Source organism: Galbitalea soli (assembly GCF_010686725.1).
In the GTDB taxonomy this organism is placed as follows: domain Bacteria; phylum Actinomycetota; class Actinomycetes; order Actinomycetales; family Microbacteriaceae; genus Galbitalea; species Galbitalea soli.
In genome coordinates, this window is the sequence record NZ_JAAGWZ010000003.1 from 293,371 (window position 1) to 308,669 (window position 15,299).

16 protein-coding genes and 1 tRNA gene are annotated in these 15,299 nt (G+C 67.7%); 12 read left to right on the forward strand and 5 right to left on the reverse strand.

The genetic code is table 11. The annotated features are described in order from the left end of the window. Positions 1-747: an SGNH/GDSL hydrolase family protein gene (locus G3T37_RS11675; protein ID WP_163474068.1), complete on the reverse strand. Its 747-nt coding sequence runs from the start codon at positions 745-747 to the stop codon at positions 1-3. Between the two features lie 129 nt (positions 748-876). Here G3T37_RS11675 and G3T37_RS11680 point away from each other — a divergent pair, with 129 nt between their 5' ends. The 4 genes from G3T37_RS11680 (at position 877) to G3T37_RS11695 (ending at position 3,075) form a co-directional block, all read left to right on the forward strand. Then, positions 877-1,296 (forward strand): hypothetical protein, encoded by a 420-nt coding sequence (locus G3T37_RS11680; RefSeq protein ID WP_163474069.1) that lies wholly within the window; start codon positions 877-879, stop codon positions 1,294-1,296. A 63-nt stretch (positions 1,297-1,359) separates the two neighbouring features. Then, positions 1,360-1,449, forward strand: a tRNA-Ser gene (locus tag G3T37_RS11685). 307 nt (positions 1,450-1,756) lie between these two features. Beyond that, entirely contained in the window at positions 1,757-2,383 is a 627-nt protein-coding gene (locus tag G3T37_RS11690) for a helix-turn-helix domain-containing protein (protein WP_163474070.1), read from the forward strand. After that, positions 2,380-3,075 (forward strand): nucleotidyl transferase AbiEii/AbiGii toxin family protein, encoded by a 696-nt coding sequence (locus G3T37_RS11695; RefSeq protein ID WP_163474071.1) that lies wholly within the window; start codon positions 2,380-2,382, stop codon positions 3,073-3,075. The genes G3T37_RS11690 and G3T37_RS11695 overlap by 4 nt, the downstream gene beginning before the upstream one ends. Before the next feature lie 292 nt (positions 3,076-3,367). Here the strand turns inward: G3T37_RS11695 and G3T37_RS11700 are convergent, their stop codons facing one another. The 3 genes from G3T37_RS11700 to G3T37_RS11710 are packed head-to-tail and all read right to left on the reverse strand — an operon-like array spanning position 3,368 to position 5,459. Beyond that, positions 3,368-3,952, reverse strand: a complete 585-nt coding sequence (locus G3T37_RS11700) for a TetR family transcriptional regulator (protein ID WP_163474072.1) — start codon at positions 3,950-3,952, stop codon at positions 3,368-3,370. Then, complete coding sequence (locus G3T37_RS11705) at positions 3,939-5,030, reverse strand: saccharopine dehydrogenase NADP-binding domain-containing protein (RefSeq protein ID WP_163474073.1); 1,092 nt, start codon at positions 5,028-5,030, stop codon at positions 3,939-3,941. Before G3T37_RS11705 ends, G3T37_RS11700 begins: the two co-directional genes overlap by 14 nt. 60 nt (positions 5,031-5,090) lie before the next feature. Next, a complete protein-coding gene (locus tag G3T37_RS11710; protein WP_163474074.1) occupies positions 5,091-5,459 on the reverse strand; it encodes a VOC family protein in 369 nt (122 codons plus the stop codon). A 61-nt stretch (positions 5,460-5,520) separates the two neighbouring features. Between G3T37_RS11710 and G3T37_RS11715 the strand changes: the two genes are divergently transcribed. After that, a complete protein-coding gene (locus G3T37_RS11715; RefSeq protein ID WP_163474075.1) occupies positions 5,521-6,009 on the forward strand; it encodes a MarR family winged helix-turn-helix transcriptional regulator in 489 nt (162 codons plus the stop codon). On the opposite strand, the gene G3T37_RS11720 is transcribed toward G3T37_RS11715, so the two are convergent. After that, entirely contained in the window at positions 6,006-7,031 is a 1,026-nt protein-coding gene (locus tag G3T37_RS11720; RefSeq protein WP_163474076.1) for a LacI family DNA-binding transcriptional regulator, read from the reverse strand. The two genes, G3T37_RS11715 and G3T37_RS11720, sit on opposite strands and share 4 nt — an antisense overlap. Before the next feature lie 209 nt (positions 7,032-7,240). On the opposite strand from G3T37_RS11720, the gene G3T37_RS11725 reads away from it, so the two are divergent. The 7 genes from G3T37_RS11725 to G3T37_RS11755 all read left to right on the forward strand — a co-directional run bounded on the left by G3T37_RS11725 (position 7,241) and on the right by G3T37_RS11755 (position 15,263). Beyond that, positions 7,241-8,596: an ABC transporter substrate-binding protein gene (locus tag G3T37_RS11725; protein WP_163474077.1), complete on the forward strand. Its 1,356-nt coding sequence runs from the start codon at positions 7,241-7,243 to the stop codon at positions 8,594-8,596. A gap of 76 nt (positions 8,597-8,672) precedes the next feature. Next, a complete protein-coding gene (locus G3T37_RS11730; RefSeq protein WP_163474078.1) occupies positions 8,673-9,587 on the forward strand; it encodes a carbohydrate ABC transporter permease in 915 nt (304 codons plus the stop codon). Then, the gene (locus G3T37_RS11735; RefSeq protein WP_163474079.1) at positions 9,584-10,408 is read left to right on the forward strand and encodes a carbohydrate ABC transporter permease; all 825 of its coding nucleotides are present in this window, start codon (positions 9,584-9,586) and stop codon (positions 10,406-10,408) included. The genes G3T37_RS11730 and G3T37_RS11735 overlap by 4 nt, the downstream gene beginning before the upstream one ends. A gap of 74 nt (positions 10,409-10,482) precedes the next feature. Continuing rightward, on the forward strand, positions 10,483-11,454 hold the full coding sequence (locus G3T37_RS11740; RefSeq protein ID WP_163474080.1) for a glycoside hydrolase family 68 protein: 972 nt from the start codon (positions 10,483-10,485) through the stop codon (positions 11,452-11,454). Beyond that, the gene (locus tag G3T37_RS11745) at positions 11,451-12,623 is read left to right on the forward strand and encodes a serine hydrolase domain-containing protein (RefSeq protein ID WP_338401247.1); all 1,173 of its coding nucleotides are present in this window, start codon (positions 11,451-11,453) and stop codon (positions 12,621-12,623) included. Before G3T37_RS11740 ends, G3T37_RS11745 begins: the two co-directional genes overlap by 4 nt. A 211-nt stretch (positions 12,624-12,834) precedes the next feature. Further along, complete coding sequence (locus G3T37_RS11750) at positions 12,835-14,541, forward strand: nitrite/sulfite reductase (RefSeq protein ID WP_163474081.1); 1,707 nt, start codon at positions 12,835-12,837, stop codon at positions 14,539-14,541. Beyond that, on the forward strand, positions 14,538-15,263 hold the full coding sequence (locus tag G3T37_RS11755; protein WP_174247772.1) for a phosphoadenylyl-sulfate reductase: 726 nt from the start codon (positions 14,538-14,540) through the stop codon (positions 15,261-15,263). The genes G3T37_RS11750 and G3T37_RS11755 overlap by 4 nt, the downstream gene beginning before the upstream one ends. Positions 15,264-15,299 lie beyond the last annotated feature (36 nt).

The window sequence follows — 15,299 nt, forward strand, 5'->3', positions numbered from 1 at the left end:
TCACGCAGGAGGAGCACCGCCCCGTCGCCGGAGAACGGCGTCCACGCCGGGGATGAACGCCGATGCCCACACCCGGTATCCGCGGTCGTTGGGGTGGAAGAGGTCGCCCGCGAAGTGGGTGACCACGCCCCACAGTCCCTGCCGACGGGTGCGCTGGTGCAGCGGGGCGACGGCGAGCGCGAACTCGGCCGCCACCCGGTGGACGATCTCGTTCGCCACGACCACGTTCCGCTCGAGCGGCAGGAAGTGGAAGGTGGGCAGGTCGGCGACGATCGCGTGCGGGGGGAGTGCGCTGAACAGGCGGCGAACATCCCGTTCGAACTGCTCGGGGTGGAAGTCGGCCATATCGTTGGCTCCGATCGCGACCGTGACGAGATCGGGGTCGTGGGTGGCCAGCTTCGGCAATTGGTTGGCGACGGCGAGACCGATGGTGGAGCCGCTCTCGCCGAGGTTGATCGTTCGGACGGTCATCCCGGTCGTGAGCCGGATGTGACGCACCAGCTGGCCCACGTAGCCTCGACCGGGATTGCTGCCGCCGATGCCCTGCGCGGCCGAATCGCCGAGGGCGACGTAGAGCAGTTCGCCAGTGCGCTCGCGGTAGTCGCGCCACCAGCGGGCGTTGGCCGGGATCGAGTCCTCGAGGATCGACTTCCACAGGCGGCGCCGCAGATAGAGGTAGCGCCCGCTCAGCCCGAGGCCGATCGCGACCACGACGACGAGGGCCGTCGCGAACCACCACCATTCCATCCGGCACACTCTACAGACGCCGTCACGGCCGCGGATTCGGGGTACCGTTTAAGCCGACGCCGATCGACCTTCGCGGGCCATCGGCGCGTCAGCGAGAGGCGGCGAACCCTGAAGAATCCCGGCGCGTACGTGCCCTACGTCGAGACGGATGCGTGGCCGCTCCTCTGCTTCTTCGCCGCCATCGTGTGCCTGGGAGTCGCGCTGCTCGTGATCATGAGCTACCTCGCGCCCGGCTCCCGCCGTCGCATGCTCGCCACGCTCGGCGCGACCGTCGTGGTGATCGTCGGGTTCGTCGTCACCATCTCGGGGATGCGCGCCGGCGCGGCCGCGTACGCCACCGCCGACGCGGCGAAACATCGCCAGTACGTGCAGCAGGTGCGCAGTTGGTTGCGCGCCGAGGAGGGCGTCACCGCCGACACGACCACGGTCGAGGGCCTGCTGTCGCTGCAGCCCGAGCCGGTCGTCGTGCACGGGTCGCCGACGCTGGTTCGCCTGGTGTTCCGCGCCGACACCGGGCAGATGGACCTCGTCAACGTCGACAACGGATGACCCCTCCGCCCCCTCCCGCAGTGGGGGCGAGACCACCCGCGCGCATGTACTAAACTCGACGGCGGTACCGTGTCCGAGCGGCCGAAGGTGCAACTCTCGAAAAGTTGTGTGGGTGAAAGCCCACCGTGGGTTCAAATCCCACCGGTACCGCCAGTGTCCTGTTTTGTCACAGTGTCCTGTCTTGTACACGGGAAACCGCTGAACCCCTGGGTTCAGCGGTTTTCTTCGTTGTGGGATGGATCCTCCCGACGGCGTCGACCACTCATGGGCGCACGGCGGTCGGTCGGATGTCCGAGCCCGTGCGAGAGCGAGAGTTTCCCCTAACGTCTGCTGGCGTTCGCTGCTCCAAGAGGGACCAGAATCCGGTTGTCTCTGTTACAGGTAATTATGTAATCCCATAATTAGGTTTTCCTGTAATATCGAATTCAGGAATTCCTGTAATGATCAGCGGAGGGCACTCATGAAGGGCAACGAGCTCGTTTGGCGCAGCCTCGCCGATCACGCCTTGAGGGGTGAACGGACCTGGAGCAACGTGGGCGACCTCGCATACGACGCGGGCGTTCCCTCCAGTACGGCCTACCTCGCGCTGGAACGGCTTGAAAGCAACGGCACCGTGGACCGCTACCGGCCCGGGGGGTTCTCGGTGGTCAGTATCGAGAAGCTTCTCACTATGTTGTGCGCCTGGCGCAACCTCGACAGGGACACGATGATCAGAACCACGAGTGAAGAGATCGAGCCGTTCCTCCATTCCGAACGTGGACCGTACGCGTTGGGTGGTGCGGACGCCGCCAACGCTCTACTGGGAGGGCACGCTGTGTCGAGCTTTCGCGAGCACATCGTGTACCTCCCGGGCGCCGGCGAGGTGCGAGCGGAGCTCGCGCGACTCACGCCCGCGCCAGACGGCAACGTCCGTGTGCTCGCTATGGACACGCGTGCGATGAGGCTATGGGACGGGTACTCGACTCTGGCGCAGACCTACGCCGACCTGTTCGCGACACCCGGCTGGCAGGCATCAGAGTTTCGCCATGCGCTCCGCGAGAAGTTCGTGCGATCGCGCGAATGGGACCAGGAAGGTGACCGCAGTTGACTGTTCTGGGAAGCGACGACGAGGGTGTGCTCCGTGCTCTTGTCGACTCGCTCGGGTACGACCTCGACCCGTCCATCCTCATTGGGGGATGGGCGACGAATGCTCGAGTCGGCGGCGAGATCAGCCACGACGTCGACCTCATCATCACCGATCAGAGCCTGCGACAGAAACTGCCCACGCGCCTCGCCGAGTACAGCGAGAACGAGCTGCATAGCGGCGGGAAGAAGGCACGTGGAACTGCGGACGGCGTCCACGTGGATGCTTACTTCCCGTATGAGTCCAAGCTCGGGTCGAAGCTGCTCCTGAATGTCGGGATCCTGACCAACTACATTGATCCCGACTTCACAGTGCAGGGCTGGCTCATGCTCACCCTTGACGCGCACATCGCAACGAAGATCGCAGCACTCCTCGATCGGCACGCGACGGAAAAGGGAAAGAAGGATGCCCGGGAATTGGTCGCCCTCATCGATTCAGGCGGTGATCCGCGGAAAGTCGTTGACGTCATCCTTGCTGCAACTGGTGCAGAAAAAGGTGAGGTCGAGGGATACATTCGACAGATGTTCGAGCTTCTGCCGAAACTCGCGGATCTCAATCAGAAGGCACGGCGTCGCTATGCCGCCCTCGCCCGCGAATGGATCGAGGAAGCGCAGATTCAGATCAGGAAGTTGGAGTCAGCCCAACGCGGGAGCTAGCGGACCCCCGCGCCCTTCTGGATGCCGGCGTGCGAACAGGGTCACAACAGGTGAGGAGACACCCACCGAGCGAAGACGGGTTCACCGGAACCGAAGATGCCAGCGATATTCCCCGAGAGTTTGAGGAATTGCCAGGGTCTGGTCGCGAGGTGGGTGCGATCGGATAGACCGCACCTACCTCCGTGCTGACGTCCTGCAGACTCTGGTGCACGCACAAACGCTGGCCGCCGGGCACATATTCTCGGAGCGAATCCACTGTCAGCGCTGTCGTCCATCACGGCGGCGCGCCCGCTCAGTCCTGAGCGGGGAAGAGCGTCGCGAGAGCGACGTCCTCGATGGTCTGGTCGTACTGGGTGTCGTCCAGCATCGCGAAGGGGCCGGCCGCTGACCCTTCGGCGAGCAGCATGGGGCGAAGCAGTGCCCCGAAGAACATTGCGGCGAGCAGGAGTGGTTCGCCGGGTCGGATGACACCCGCGTCCTGTCCGTCACGAATTATGGATTCGATGCGGTTGATCGGGTAGATGAGTCCTTCCGGCAGTGCGGGAGTGAAGTTGGGCAGCCTGATCAAGGTGGCGATGAAGGCAGGGCGGTCTTCTCGGTAGAGCGTGAGCGTTGCCCGGATCGCGTTGCGGATCTTCTCGGAGGGGGCTTCGCCGGCGTCGGTCGCCTCCTGAATGCGCTCGGCGTACTTCGAGAAAGCCACCCGGTACACCTCCTGACCGAGATCTTCGAGGGAGCCGAAGTGGCGGTAGATGGCCGCTTCTGACATGCCGGCGGATTCCGCGATCCCACGAGTGCGTGCGCCGCTGTACCCGTTGGCAGCGACATTCCTCGTCGCCGCCTCCAGTATTTCTTGGCGTCTGCTAGCCCTGGGCACGAGCGGGGCTTCCCGTGGTGATCGAGAGCTTGACTCCCGGGAGCGAGTGGAGGAATTGGGGCCCGAATCGTCGGATGGCCGTCATCGAGCCGGGAAGCGCGCGTCCCCCGGCGATGTGTCGCGCGACCTCGAGCACGGCATCGGCGGTGAACCGGTAGCCTTCGCCGGCGGTCATCCACCCCTCCCGGGTCTCGCCACCGCGCAGGCCGACCCTCGCCCACGCCCGGGAGAGGTAGCTCCGGGCCTCGAGTGCGTCCTGCGCGCTGGCTGGCGGCCGCCTCGACGAGAGCAACGACCGCACGAGCGACGAGCGGAGGGCCAGTGAGAGGGCGGGGAGGAATGCCCGCACCGCGAACGGGGGCGCATCCACGCCGAAGGATGCGGTGACCTCCTCTGCGCCGTAGCCGGCGGGAATCGATGCCAGGTCGCCGAGCGGGACGGGGAGAAGAGTCGTGGAACCGGTATCGGGAATCCTCAGCCGACGCGAACCGCGACCCAGAGCGTGCCTCTGAAATTGGCCGCCCACCACGCGCGCGCCGCCCGACGCGATCGAGTCGAACACCGTTTCGCGGGTGCCCACCGTCGTTCCTTCGTTGTCTGGCATCAAGGCCACCTCTGCAGTGCGGATCTGCTCGCCCTGTGCCAGCCAGGCGACCAACCCCTCACTGGCGACCGTTCCATAGCCCGATGCCGGCACGAGCGCCACGTGAGCGGCCTCCGCCTCGCCGGCCAGCTCGAGCACGGCGCTGACGGCCGAGAACTCGTTGGAAATATCGATGTACGACGCACCGACCCTCATCGCCGCTCGCGCCACTGATACGGCAGACGTCGAGAAGCCTCCCGCCGCATTGATCACGATCGCGCTGCCCTGGACCGCACGAGCGACAGTCCCCGTGTCGAGCGCGCTGACGCTGATCCAACCGGACGTCGCACCGGTGGCGGTCGCCAAGGCCCTGAGCTTCTCCGGATTCCGGGCGATCAGGCGGAAGTCGAAGTCCGCCCGGCCGTGTTCCAGGATCAATCGAGCGGTCTGGCCGGTCGCTCCGACGAGCGCCACGATCGGTTTGTAAGTGTTCATTCACTTACTATAGGGCTGCCGCCGCGGTGGCGCCGGGCTTGCCCCCATCCACACGCTCATTCACGCCCGATCGTGCAGCGTGACGTGATACCCGTCCGGGTCGGCGAAGGTGAAGGTGCGGCCGAACGGGCCGTCGATGGGTGCGCTGACGATGCGATGACCGTCGGCGGCGAGGGCGTCGTGGATGCCCTGAACGTCGGTGGCGTGCATCCAGACCGCGGTGCCGACGCCGGGGTGGCTGGCGCTCGCGAGGTCGGTGCCGGGCGCGGGGTCGCGCAGCGCGAACGCGATGGGTGCCGTCTGGAACACGACGGCGTGGGGCGAGCCGGCGGGGGAGCGGACGAGGCCGAGGTAGCGTTCGTAGAACGCCTGCGAGGCATCCAGATCCTGCACCTGAAGGGAGATGAAGTCGGGGCCGGTGACGGGCATGAGGTACTCGTTTCTGTCGTGTCAGTTTTCTGACACCACCAATCTATGTCAGAATACTGACATGAGTCAAGGCGAGGGAGCGGGCGCTGCCGGGGTCGATCTGGAGACGTCGCTCGGCTACCTGCTGAAGGAGGCGTCGAGTTCACTGCGGGCGGCGATGGAGGCCGCGTTGCGACCGCTCGGGATGACCGTCACCCAGTACTCGTGCCTCGAGCTGCTCTCCCAGCGTCCGGGCCTCTCCAACTCGGAACTCGCGCGCGGTGCGTTCATCACGCGGCAGTCGATGAACGTGCTGCTCCAGGCCCTCGAGCGCGACGGCCTCGTGACCAGGCCGGCCGCTGCGCCCGTGGGCAAGGCACTACCGACCCGCCTGACCGCGCGCGGCCGCCGAACCCTCGACCGGGCGAGCGGCGCAGTGCGCGCCGTCGAGCTGCGCATGCTGGGCGAGATGACCGAGGCGGAACGGGCGGCGGCGTTCGCGCTTCTGCAGGGGATGGTGGTGCGCCTGCGCGGCGGCGAGGCGACCGTGTCGGCGCCGAGTGCCGACTAGGCACTCGGCGCGGAGATGGAGTGCCGTTCGACGATCGGCATCGGCACCAGGATCTCGCCGCTCTCCGTGGGGTGCAGCAGGAGTTCGACCGCTCGCCTCCCCATCGCCTCGTGGGGGAGCGCGATCGTGGTGAGGCCGGGTCGGAGGTAGGCGGCGAGTTCGTCGTTGTCGAAGGAGACGATGGAGATGTCGTCGGGGACGCGGAGTCCCCGCTCCGCAATCGCCTGGTAGGCGCCGAAGGCGACGCGGTCGTTCATGCAGAGCAGCGCTCGAACATCGTCGCGGGTGTCGAGCAGCGTCTTCGTCGCGAGGTATCCGTCTTCCGGTTCCCACAGCCAGATCGACTGCTCGGCGATGAAGGCGAGATCGTGGTCGGCCATGGCGCTCCGGATTCCGGCGATCCGTCGAGCAACGGTCGCGGAGCGGAAGACGTCCCGTTCGACCTCGTCGTTCTGGCCGATGAGGGCGATGCCGTCGCGGTGTCCCGCCCGCACGAGCAGCTCGACAGCGTCGCGACCACCGCGAAGCTCGTCGGGAAGAACCGCGGTGGAATGGTTCGGATTGGTCGCGTTGAGCATGACGGCGTTGGTTCCCAGCGGGAGGTCGGGCACATACAGCTCACGCGCGCGCATGGTGGCGAACACGATTCCGTCGACCTGCCGGTCGAGCACCGCCCCGATGGCCTCGGTCTCCCGCGCCGGCTCGCCGCCGGTCTCCATGACGAGCATCACGTGTCCCGCGGCCTCGGCCGCGTCGAGGGCGCCCTTGATGAGGCCGCTCGCGAATCGGGTCGTCGCCACCACGTCGGAGATGAAGCCGATCGTGCGGGTCTTATCGGTGCGGAGGCCGCGTGCGGCAACGTTCGGGCGATAGCCGAGCGTCGCTGCCGCGGCGTTGACGCGATCGTGGGCATCCTGAGACAGGCGTGTATCGGGCCGGCCGTTGAGGATCATCGACGCGGCGGTCGGCGACAGCCCCGCGAGACGGGCGACATCCGCCAGCGTCACCCGCTTGCTCGCCATCGAGATCAGCCCTCCTCCGCCATCATCGCGTCGAGCCTGTCAGACATTCACCGATCCCGTCTTGACAAACCCAACACCGCTCCTCAATATTGACCTTGCTAAATGCATTTAGCAAATTTCCACCGCAGCAATTTCCCCGTCGACGCGCGCGAATCCGTGTGATCCGCCGCCCAACGAGCACCACCCCACAAGACAAAGGAGTCATGCAGATGGCAATATTCCACACCCGCGCAGCAACCCGGCGCCGAATCGCAGCGGTCGTTGCGGTCGCGACGGCGAGCGTCCTGGCTCTCGCGGGATGCGCGCCGGGCAGTTCCGCACCGACCACCACGAAGTCCACCGCGGTGACGACGACGCTCACCTCCAAGAAGGTGCACCTCACCATCGCCGACGAGACCGGCTTCCCGCTGACCGACAAGCTCACCGCGGAGTTCACCGCTCAGCACCCCAACATCACCTTCACGGTCACGCGGGACACCTTCCAGAACCTCACCGCGAACGCGCCGAAGCTGCTCGCCAGCTCGACGCCGCCAGACCTCATCCGCCTCCCCATGATCGGCGACACGGTGAAGGACGGACTCCTCGCGAACCTCGACCCCTACTTCGCGGCCTACGGCTGGGACAAGTGGTCGGCATCCCAGCTCGCGCCCCTCCGGGTCAACAAGGACAACGTGCGCGGCTCGGGGTCGCTCTACCAGCTGGGCCTGGGATACAGCGTGACCGGCATCTACATGAACACGAAGCTCGCGGCGAAGGTCGGCATCACCGCCCCTCCCGCGACGCTGGCCGAACTGGAGTCCGACATGGCCGCGGCGAAGGCCAAGGGCATCCTGCCGCTCATGGAGGGAGACAAGGACGGCGTCGTCAACTTCGTCGTCCAGGCGGCGATGAACCAGTACGCCGACAAGACGCAGATGATGAACTGGATCATGAACGTGAAGGGCGCGAGCTACAACACGCCCGGCAACGTGAAGGGTGCCGACCTCATCCGCAAGTGGGCCGATGCCGGCTACTTCCCGTCCGACATCAACGCGATCGATTATCCGACGTTCGTCAGTCGATTCCAGGCGGGAGAGGGGCTGTTCACCTTCAATGGCAACTGGGCGGCGGCAGACACGCAGGCCAAGATGGGCAACGGCGTGACCTTCTTCCTCGTGCCGCCGGCTACCGCCGGTGCCCCGCACGTCGCGATGGGAGCGGCGAACTCGTTCTCGGTGGCGGCCAAGTCCGCACACATCAATGAGATCGTGTACTTCCTCAACTGGATCCACACCAACGCGAAGGCGCGCCAGATCGTGCTCGACGTCACGGGCGCAGCGCCCGGCGGCGACCCGACCGAGGCGCAGCCGACGGCGGCCCCGGGCTCACTCACCGAGCAGGCCCTCAAGATGTCGGCTCAGATCGGCAGCGAGAACGGTCAGGTCGACTTCATGTCCAACGCGACCGCCGGCATCTACGCGGGTGCGATCATCCCCGAATCCCAGTTGCTCGTGACGGGCAAGATCAGCGGGCAGGAGTTCGTGACCAAGGTCCAGGACTTCTACGCTCAGGAACTCGCCGGCTGATCATGACAGACCGCAATCGACACACGGCACCGCATCGGCCATCGTTCGGCGCCAGGCGAAACGAGGGACCAGAAGCATGACGACGTCGATTGCACCCCGCCGGGCCGCGGCTCATTCCGCGGCCCGGCGGGGAACCCTGGTGGGATGGCTCTTCGCCGCACCCGCCCTGATCGCGTACTGCGCGTTCGTGATCTACCCCCTGCTGACAGGGCTCCAGTACTCGTTCTACCGCTGGAACGGCGTCGGCCCCTCGGAGTGGGTGGGTATCAACAACTATGTACGGGTCTTCACCGATCCCGACCTCCTCGGATCCATTCGCAACGCCTTCGTGCTGATCGCGTTCTTCACGATCGTCCCCGTCGCGGCGGGGCTCGTGCTCGCGACGCTGATCCGCTCGATGCGTCCCGGGTTCTTCTCGAGCGCGTCGCAGACGATCCTGTTCCTTCCCCAGATCATCCCGCTCGCCGCGGCGGGCATCGGCTGGTCGTGGATGTACGCCCAGACCGGTGCCGTCAACCAGCTGCTCAGCGCGGTGGGGCTCGGATCGCTCGCGCGGCCGTGGCTGGGCGATTTCCAGACCGCGCTCCCCGCCGTGGGCCTGATCGGATCCTGGGTGCTGACCGGGCTGTGCACGGTGCTGTTCCTCACCGGCATCGGCAAGATCGACCCCTCGCTCTATGAGGCCGTGCGACTCGACGGGGCGAACTGGGCGCGGGAGTTCGTGACCGTCACGATTCCGGGTCTTCGCCAGGAGATCGCCGTCCTCGTCACGATCACGATCATCGCTGCGCTGAGCAGCTTCGACATCATCTACACCACGACGCTGGGCGGGCCGGGCCGGGCCACTCTCGTTCCCGGCATCTCGATCTATCGGATCGGCTTCACGCAGAGCGAGGTCGGTCTCGCCTCCGCATTCGGCATCGTCCTGATGATCCTGGTGCTCGCGTGCGTGCTGCCGATTCAGCGTCTGGCGAGGGTGAGCGACCGATGATCGTGAACAAGTCCGAGGTCGTCATCGGCCGCATCGTGCTGGTGATCGTGCTCGTGTTGACGCTGATCCCGCTCGCCAACATGCTCTCGGCCGCCCTCCAGCCCGCCGGCGACAACCCGACCGGCCTCACGTGGCCCGCGCATCCCCAGTGGAGCAACTTCGTCACCGCGTTCGATACCGGACATGTCTGGCAGTTGATGGGGTCGAGTCTCCTGATCGTCGTGGTGGTCGTGCCCGTCAGCCTGCTCTTCTCGACCCTCGCCGGCTACGCCCTGGGCAATCTGCGGATGCGCGGCGGCCGGTTCGTCTTCATCTTCCTGATTCTGGGACTCACGATCCCGTTCGAGGCGCTCATCATTCCCCTCTACTACCAGGTGCAGGCGATCGGTGTGCTCAATACCCAGTGGGCGGTCATCCTGCCCCTCATCGGTCTGTACATGCCGTTCAGTGTGGTCTGGATGCGCGCGCACTTCATCGGCGTGCCGCGCGAGCTCTCCGAGGCGGCTCGGGTGGATGGCGCGACCACGCTGCAGGAGTTCCGGCGGATCCAGCTCCCGCTTGCGCGGCCCGCGCTCTCGGCGCTCGCGATCCTGCTGTTCCTGTGGACCTGGAACCAGTTCCTTCTCCCGGTCGTACTGATCTCGGATCCGCTCAGTCGCACCGTCGCCGGAGCGCTCACCTTCTTTCAGGGGCAGTACTCCAGCAGCATCCCGCTCCTCAACGCGGGAGCGCTGATCATCATCGTGCCGACGATCGTGGTGTTCATCGTGTTCCAGCGGCAGTTCATCCGGGCGCTCCTGCAGGGGGCCGTGAAGGGCTGACTCGACAGAACCCACACCCGCCCGGCCCCCGCAGAGCACAGGATCGCGCTGCCCAACGACTAGGACCTCACCACATGACATTCGCCCTCGACGACCACTGGGTCTGGGACTTCTGGCTCGCCGACGACGGCGACCTCTTCCACATGTACTACCTGCGTGCCCCGAAGGCGCTGGCCGACCCGCAGCTGCGGCATCGCAACGCGACGATCGGGCACGCCACCTCGGCCGACCTCAGCGAGTGGACCGACCTGGGGGAGGTTCTCACCCCCGGCGCACCCGGCGACTTCGACGGCACCGCGACCTGGACGGGCAGCGTCGTGCAGGCTCCCGATGGCACCTGGCGGATGTTCTACACCGGATCTCGCTTCCTCGACGCCGCCAGTCACGCCAACATCGAGACGATCGGCACGGCGACGTCGGCCGACCTCCACAGCTGGACGAAGCAGGCCGCGCCGATCATCCGCGCCGACGCGCGATGGTACGAGACACTGGGCGACTCGGCCTGGCCCGAGGAGGCCTGGCGGGATCCGTGGGTGTACGCCGATCCGGACGGACGCGGCTGGCACATGCTGGTGACGGCGCGCGCCGCGAGCGGGGACGAGCGCGATCGAGGCGTCATCGGTCACGCGGTCTCCACCGACCTCCAGACCTGGGAGGTTCTGCCCCCGCTCAGTTCGACCGGAGCCGGGTTCAGTCACCTCGAAGTTCCCCAGCTGGTGCAGATCGGCGAGGCACTCGTGCTCGTGTTCTCCTGCGACAGCCCGGCGCTCGCCGGCGACCGGAGCTCCACGACGGGAGGCATCTGGGCGACGGAGGTGGGGGATGCTGCGGGGCCGTTCGCGACGGAGCACGCGGTGCTCCTCGCCTCGGAGGAGCTGTACAGCGGCAAGATCATCCGACGCCGCGACGGTGAGTGGGTGCTTCTCGCCTTCAGCAACACCTCCGACGACGGCGGCTTCAGCGGACAGCTGGGTGATCCGATGCCCGTGCTCTGGGATTCGCAGCGCGGGCTCCTCGCGCTGGCCGACCCGAAGGGCGTGCAGTGAGCATCAGCGTGCACGGCACCACCGATCCCGCCTTCGAACGGGTCGAAGCGGCGTTCGCGCGGGGATTCGAGGGCAGGCCCGGGATGGGCGCCGCGCTGTCGATCGTTCGCGACGGCGTCCCCGTGGTCGAGCTCTGGGGCGGCGCGGCGGACCCGAGGACGGAATCCCCGTGGACGTCGGAGACCGCGAGCGTGATCTTCTCCTGCACCAAGGGGCTTATGTCGATCCTGGCGGCGAGGCTCGTGCAGGAGGGGCGACTCGACTACGCGGCGACGGTCGCCTCCTACTGGCCCGAGTTCGCGGCGGCGGGGAAGCAGGGTGTCACCATCCGCGACATCCTTTCGCACCGCTCGGGGGTCTCCGCTCCCCGCGAGGCACTGTCGCCCACCGACATCCTCGACTGGGAGCGCGTCGTCGGGGCGCTCGCCGCCCAGGAGCCCCTGTGGATGCCCGGCGCCGGCTACGCGTACCACGCCATCACCCACGGGTGGCTGATCGGCGAGGTCATCCGGCGGATCACCGGCGAATCGCCCGGGCGCTCCTTCTCTCGACTGATCGCCCGACCGCTGGGCGTCGACGCCTGGATCGGTCTGCCGGAGGGTCTCGAATCACGGGTCGCGCACATGAGCGTCGGTCCCACCCTCGCGCAACTGGTCGCGCAGCAGGCGGCGGCGCGACCGGCCACCGGCATCGACTGGAGCGACCGGGCGATGACGCTCGGCGGCGCGCTGCCGCCGGAGCTGGTCTCGGAGACCGGAGGGTTCAACGACCCGGCGGTTCGGGCGGCCGAGATCCCGGGGGCGGGCGGGATCGCGACCGCCCGTGCCCTCGCCACCATCTGGTCGTCGACGGTCGCGACGACCGCGGGGCTGCGAATCATCGACGACGAGGTGATCGCGGCGGCGACCGCGGTGCAATCCGAGGGCGCACCCGTGTGGGACGTTCCGGCACCCTGGCCCCGCTGGGGGATGGGGTTCCAGTTGGACAGCGAGGCCCGGCGCTACCTCGGTCCTCGCTCCTTCGGGCACGACGGGGCCGGTGGACAGGTCGCCTTCGCGGATCCCGAGTCGGGAATCGGCTTCGCCTACCTCACGAATCAGATGGAGGCGATCGCCGACGATCGTGCGACGCAGATCATCGATGTGCTGCGGGAGATCATCCGCGCCTGATCCGGCGGCGGTGGCCAGAGCGCTTCGCGACGAGGGCACCGCCCTACCCTGATTCGCGCCGCGCAGCGGAATATCTCGAATTGTTGCGTTGCGTTGACGAATGTTGCGGGCGGCGATGCACGCACCCGCCGTCCGCTCTACCGTTCTGTCTGTGTTTCGCGTGGTGCGGGAGACGCGCCCCAATCCACACTTCGCAGGCGATGAGGACGACATGACATCGACGGAATCGGCCGCCCCGGCGGCGACCGGCGCGCCCCGCGCGGCCCGGTCGAACGGCCAGTGGAAGATCGACGGCCAGACACCGCTCAACGGCAACGAGGCCTGGAAGGCCGAGGGCGGCGGGCTCGAGGTGCGCGAGCGCATCGAGAACATCTACGCGGCGGGCGGCTTCGACAGCATCGATCCGACCGACCTGCACGGCCGGTTCCGCTGGTGGGGCCTCTACACCCAGCGCCGGCAGGGGATCGACGGCGGCAAGACCGCCACCCTCGAGCCGCACGAGCTCGAAGACAGCTACTTCATGCTGCGGGTGCGCATCGACGGGGGAGCGCTCACCACCCGGCAGCTTCGCGTGATCGGCGAGATCTCGCGCGACTTCGGCCGCGACACGGCCGACCTCACCGACCGCCAGAACATCCAGCTGCACTGGGTGGAGATCGAGAGCATGCCCGAGATCTGGCGCCGGCTCGAGGAGGTCGGGCTGCAGACCACCGAGGCGTGCGGGGACGTGCCGCGGGTCATCCTCGGCAGCCCGGTGGCGGGCATCGCGAAAGACGAGCTCATCGACCCGACCCCGGTGATCGAGGAGATCACCCGGCGGTACATCGGCGACCCGGAGTACGCGAACCTCCCGCGCAAGTTCAAGACCGCGATCACCGGCCACCCCAGCCTCGACGTCGTGCACGAGATCAACGACGTCGCCTTCGTCGGGGTGGAGCACCCCGAGCTCGGCATCGGCTACGACCTCTGGGTCGGCGGTGCGCTCTCCACCACTCCGCGACTGGGCGAGCGACTCGGCGTGTTCGTGCGCGAGGATCAGGTCGCCGACGTCTGGTGCGGGGTGGTCGCGATCTTCCGGGACTACGGTTACCGGCGCCTGCGCAACAAGGCCCGGCTCAAGTTCCTGCTCGCCGAGTGGGGCACCGAGAAGTTCCGGAGGGTACTGGAGGACGAGTACCTCGGCTTCGATCTGCCCGACGGGCCCGGGGCTCCGCGGCCGACCACGCCGGGCGACCACGTCGGCGTGCACGAGCAGCGCGACGGCCGCTTCTACGTGGGGGCGGCACCCGTCGTCGGGCGCAGTTCCGGCACCCGGCTCATCGCGCTCGCCGAGCTGATCGAGGCGCACGGGTCGCAGCGACTGCGCACGACGCCGCACCAGAAGCTGGTCATCCTCGACATCGCCGCCGACCGGGTCGACTCCCTCGTCGCCGGGCTCGAGCCGCTGGGGCTCTCCGCGACGCCCAGCCCGTTCCGCCGATCGACCATCGCGTGCACGGGGCTCGAGTTCTGCAAGCTCGCTATCGTCGACACGAAAGACACGGCCACCGCGGCGATCGCCTCGCTCGAGGCGCGCCTGGCCGACGTCACGCTGCCCGCCCCCATCAGCCTCCATGTCAACGGATGCCCGAACTCCTGCGCCCGCATCCAGACCGCCGACATCGGCCTCAAGGGCCAGCTCCTCCCCGACGGCAACGGCGGCCAGGAGCCCGGCTTCCAGGTGCACCTCGGCGGCGGACTCGCCTCCGAGACGCGCGACGAGGCGGGCCTCGGCCGCACCGTGCGCGGGCTCAAGGTGAGCGCGGCCACCCTCCCCGACTACGTGGAGCGAGTCACCCGCCGCTTCCTCGCCGACCGCAGCGAGGGGCAGTCCTTCGCCGAGTGGGCGCACCAGGCCGACGAGGAGGCGATCCAGTGACCATCACGAACGGTGCCGCGCCCGCCCTGCGCAGCCACGACGAACTGAGGGCGCTCGCCGAGGCCGGCGCGGCAGAGCTCGGGGAGGCGTCGCCGGAGGCGGTCGTCGCCTGGGTCGCCGCGAACTTCCGGGTGGATGCCGTCGCCGTCGCCTGCTCCATGGCCGACGCCGCGCTGCCGCACCTCGTCGCGCAGCAGCTGCCGGGCGTGGACGTCCTGTTCCTGGAGACCGGCTACCACTTCACCGAGACCCTCGTCACCCGCGACGAGGTGGCGCGCGCGCTCGAGGTGCGGGTCGTCGACGTGCTCCCCGAGCAGACGGTCGCCGAGCAGGACGCCGAGTTCGGCGCCGAGCTCTTCGCCCGCGACCCCGGTCTGTGCTGCGCGCGACGCAAGGTGGCGCCGCTGCAGAAGGCTCTCACGGGGTACGAGGTGTGGTTCACGGGGGTGCGCCGCGAGGAGGCACCGACCCGCGCGAACACCCCGCTCATCGCCTGGGACGAGCGGAACGGGCTCGTCAAGGTCAACCCGGTCGCCGCGTGGAGCTTCGACGATCTGCTCGGCTACGTCGCGGCGCATGCCGTGCCGGTCAACCTGCTCATGTCGAACGGCTACCCCTCGATCGGCTGCGCACCCTGCACCCAGCCGGTCGCCGAGGGCGACGACCCCCGCGCCGGCCGCTGGGCCGGGATCGCGAAGACCGAGTGCGGGTTGCACCTGTGAGCGCCGCATCCGAGGCTCCCGCGCTCGCCCCCGCCG

Excerpts from the sequence above, each read along its gene's own strand:
- G3T37_RS11730 (WP_163474078.1), top strand. The coding sequence starts at position 8,673 with ATGACGACGTCGATTGCACCCCGCCGGGCCGCGGCTCATTCCGCGGCC.
- G3T37_RS11710 (WP_163474074.1), bottom strand. The coding sequence starts at position 5,459 with ATGCCCGTCACCGGCCCCGACTTCATCTCCCTTCAGGTGCAGGATCTG.
- G3T37_RS11705 (WP_163474073.1), bottom strand. The coding sequence starts at position 5,030 with ATGAACACTTACAAACCGATCGTGGCGCTCGTCGGAGCGACCGGCCAG.
- G3T37_RS11735 (WP_163474079.1), top strand. The coding sequence starts at position 9,584 with ATGATCGTGAACAAGTCCGAGGTCGTCATCGGCCGCATCGTGCTGGTG.
- G3T37_RS11690 (WP_163474070.1), top strand. The coding sequence starts at position 1,757 with ATGAAGGGCAACGAGCTCGTTTGGCGCAGCCTCGCCGATCACGCCTTG.
- G3T37_RS11750 (WP_163474081.1), top strand. The coding sequence starts at position 12,835 with ATGACATCGACGGAATCGGCCGCCCCGGCGGCGACCGGCGCGCCCCGC.
- G3T37_RS11715 (WP_163474075.1), top strand. The coding sequence starts at position 5,521 with ATGAGTCAAGGCGAGGGAGCGGGCGCTGCCGGGGTCGATCTGGAGACG.
- G3T37_RS11720 (WP_163474076.1), bottom strand. The coding sequence starts at position 7,031 with ATGGCGAGCAAGCGGGTGACGCTGGCGGATGTCGCCCGTCTCGCGGGG.
- G3T37_RS11675 (WP_163474068.1), bottom strand. The coding sequence starts at position 747 with ATGGAATGGTGGTGGTTCGCGACGGCCCTCGTCGTCGTGGTCGCGATC.
- G3T37_RS11740 (WP_163474080.1), top strand. The coding sequence starts at position 10,483 with ATGACATTCGCCCTCGACGACCACTGGGTCTGGGACTTCTGGCTCGCC.
- G3T37_RS11725 (WP_163474077.1), top strand. The coding sequence starts at position 7,241 with ATGGCAATATTCCACACCCGCGCAGCAACCCGGCGCCGAATCGCAGCG.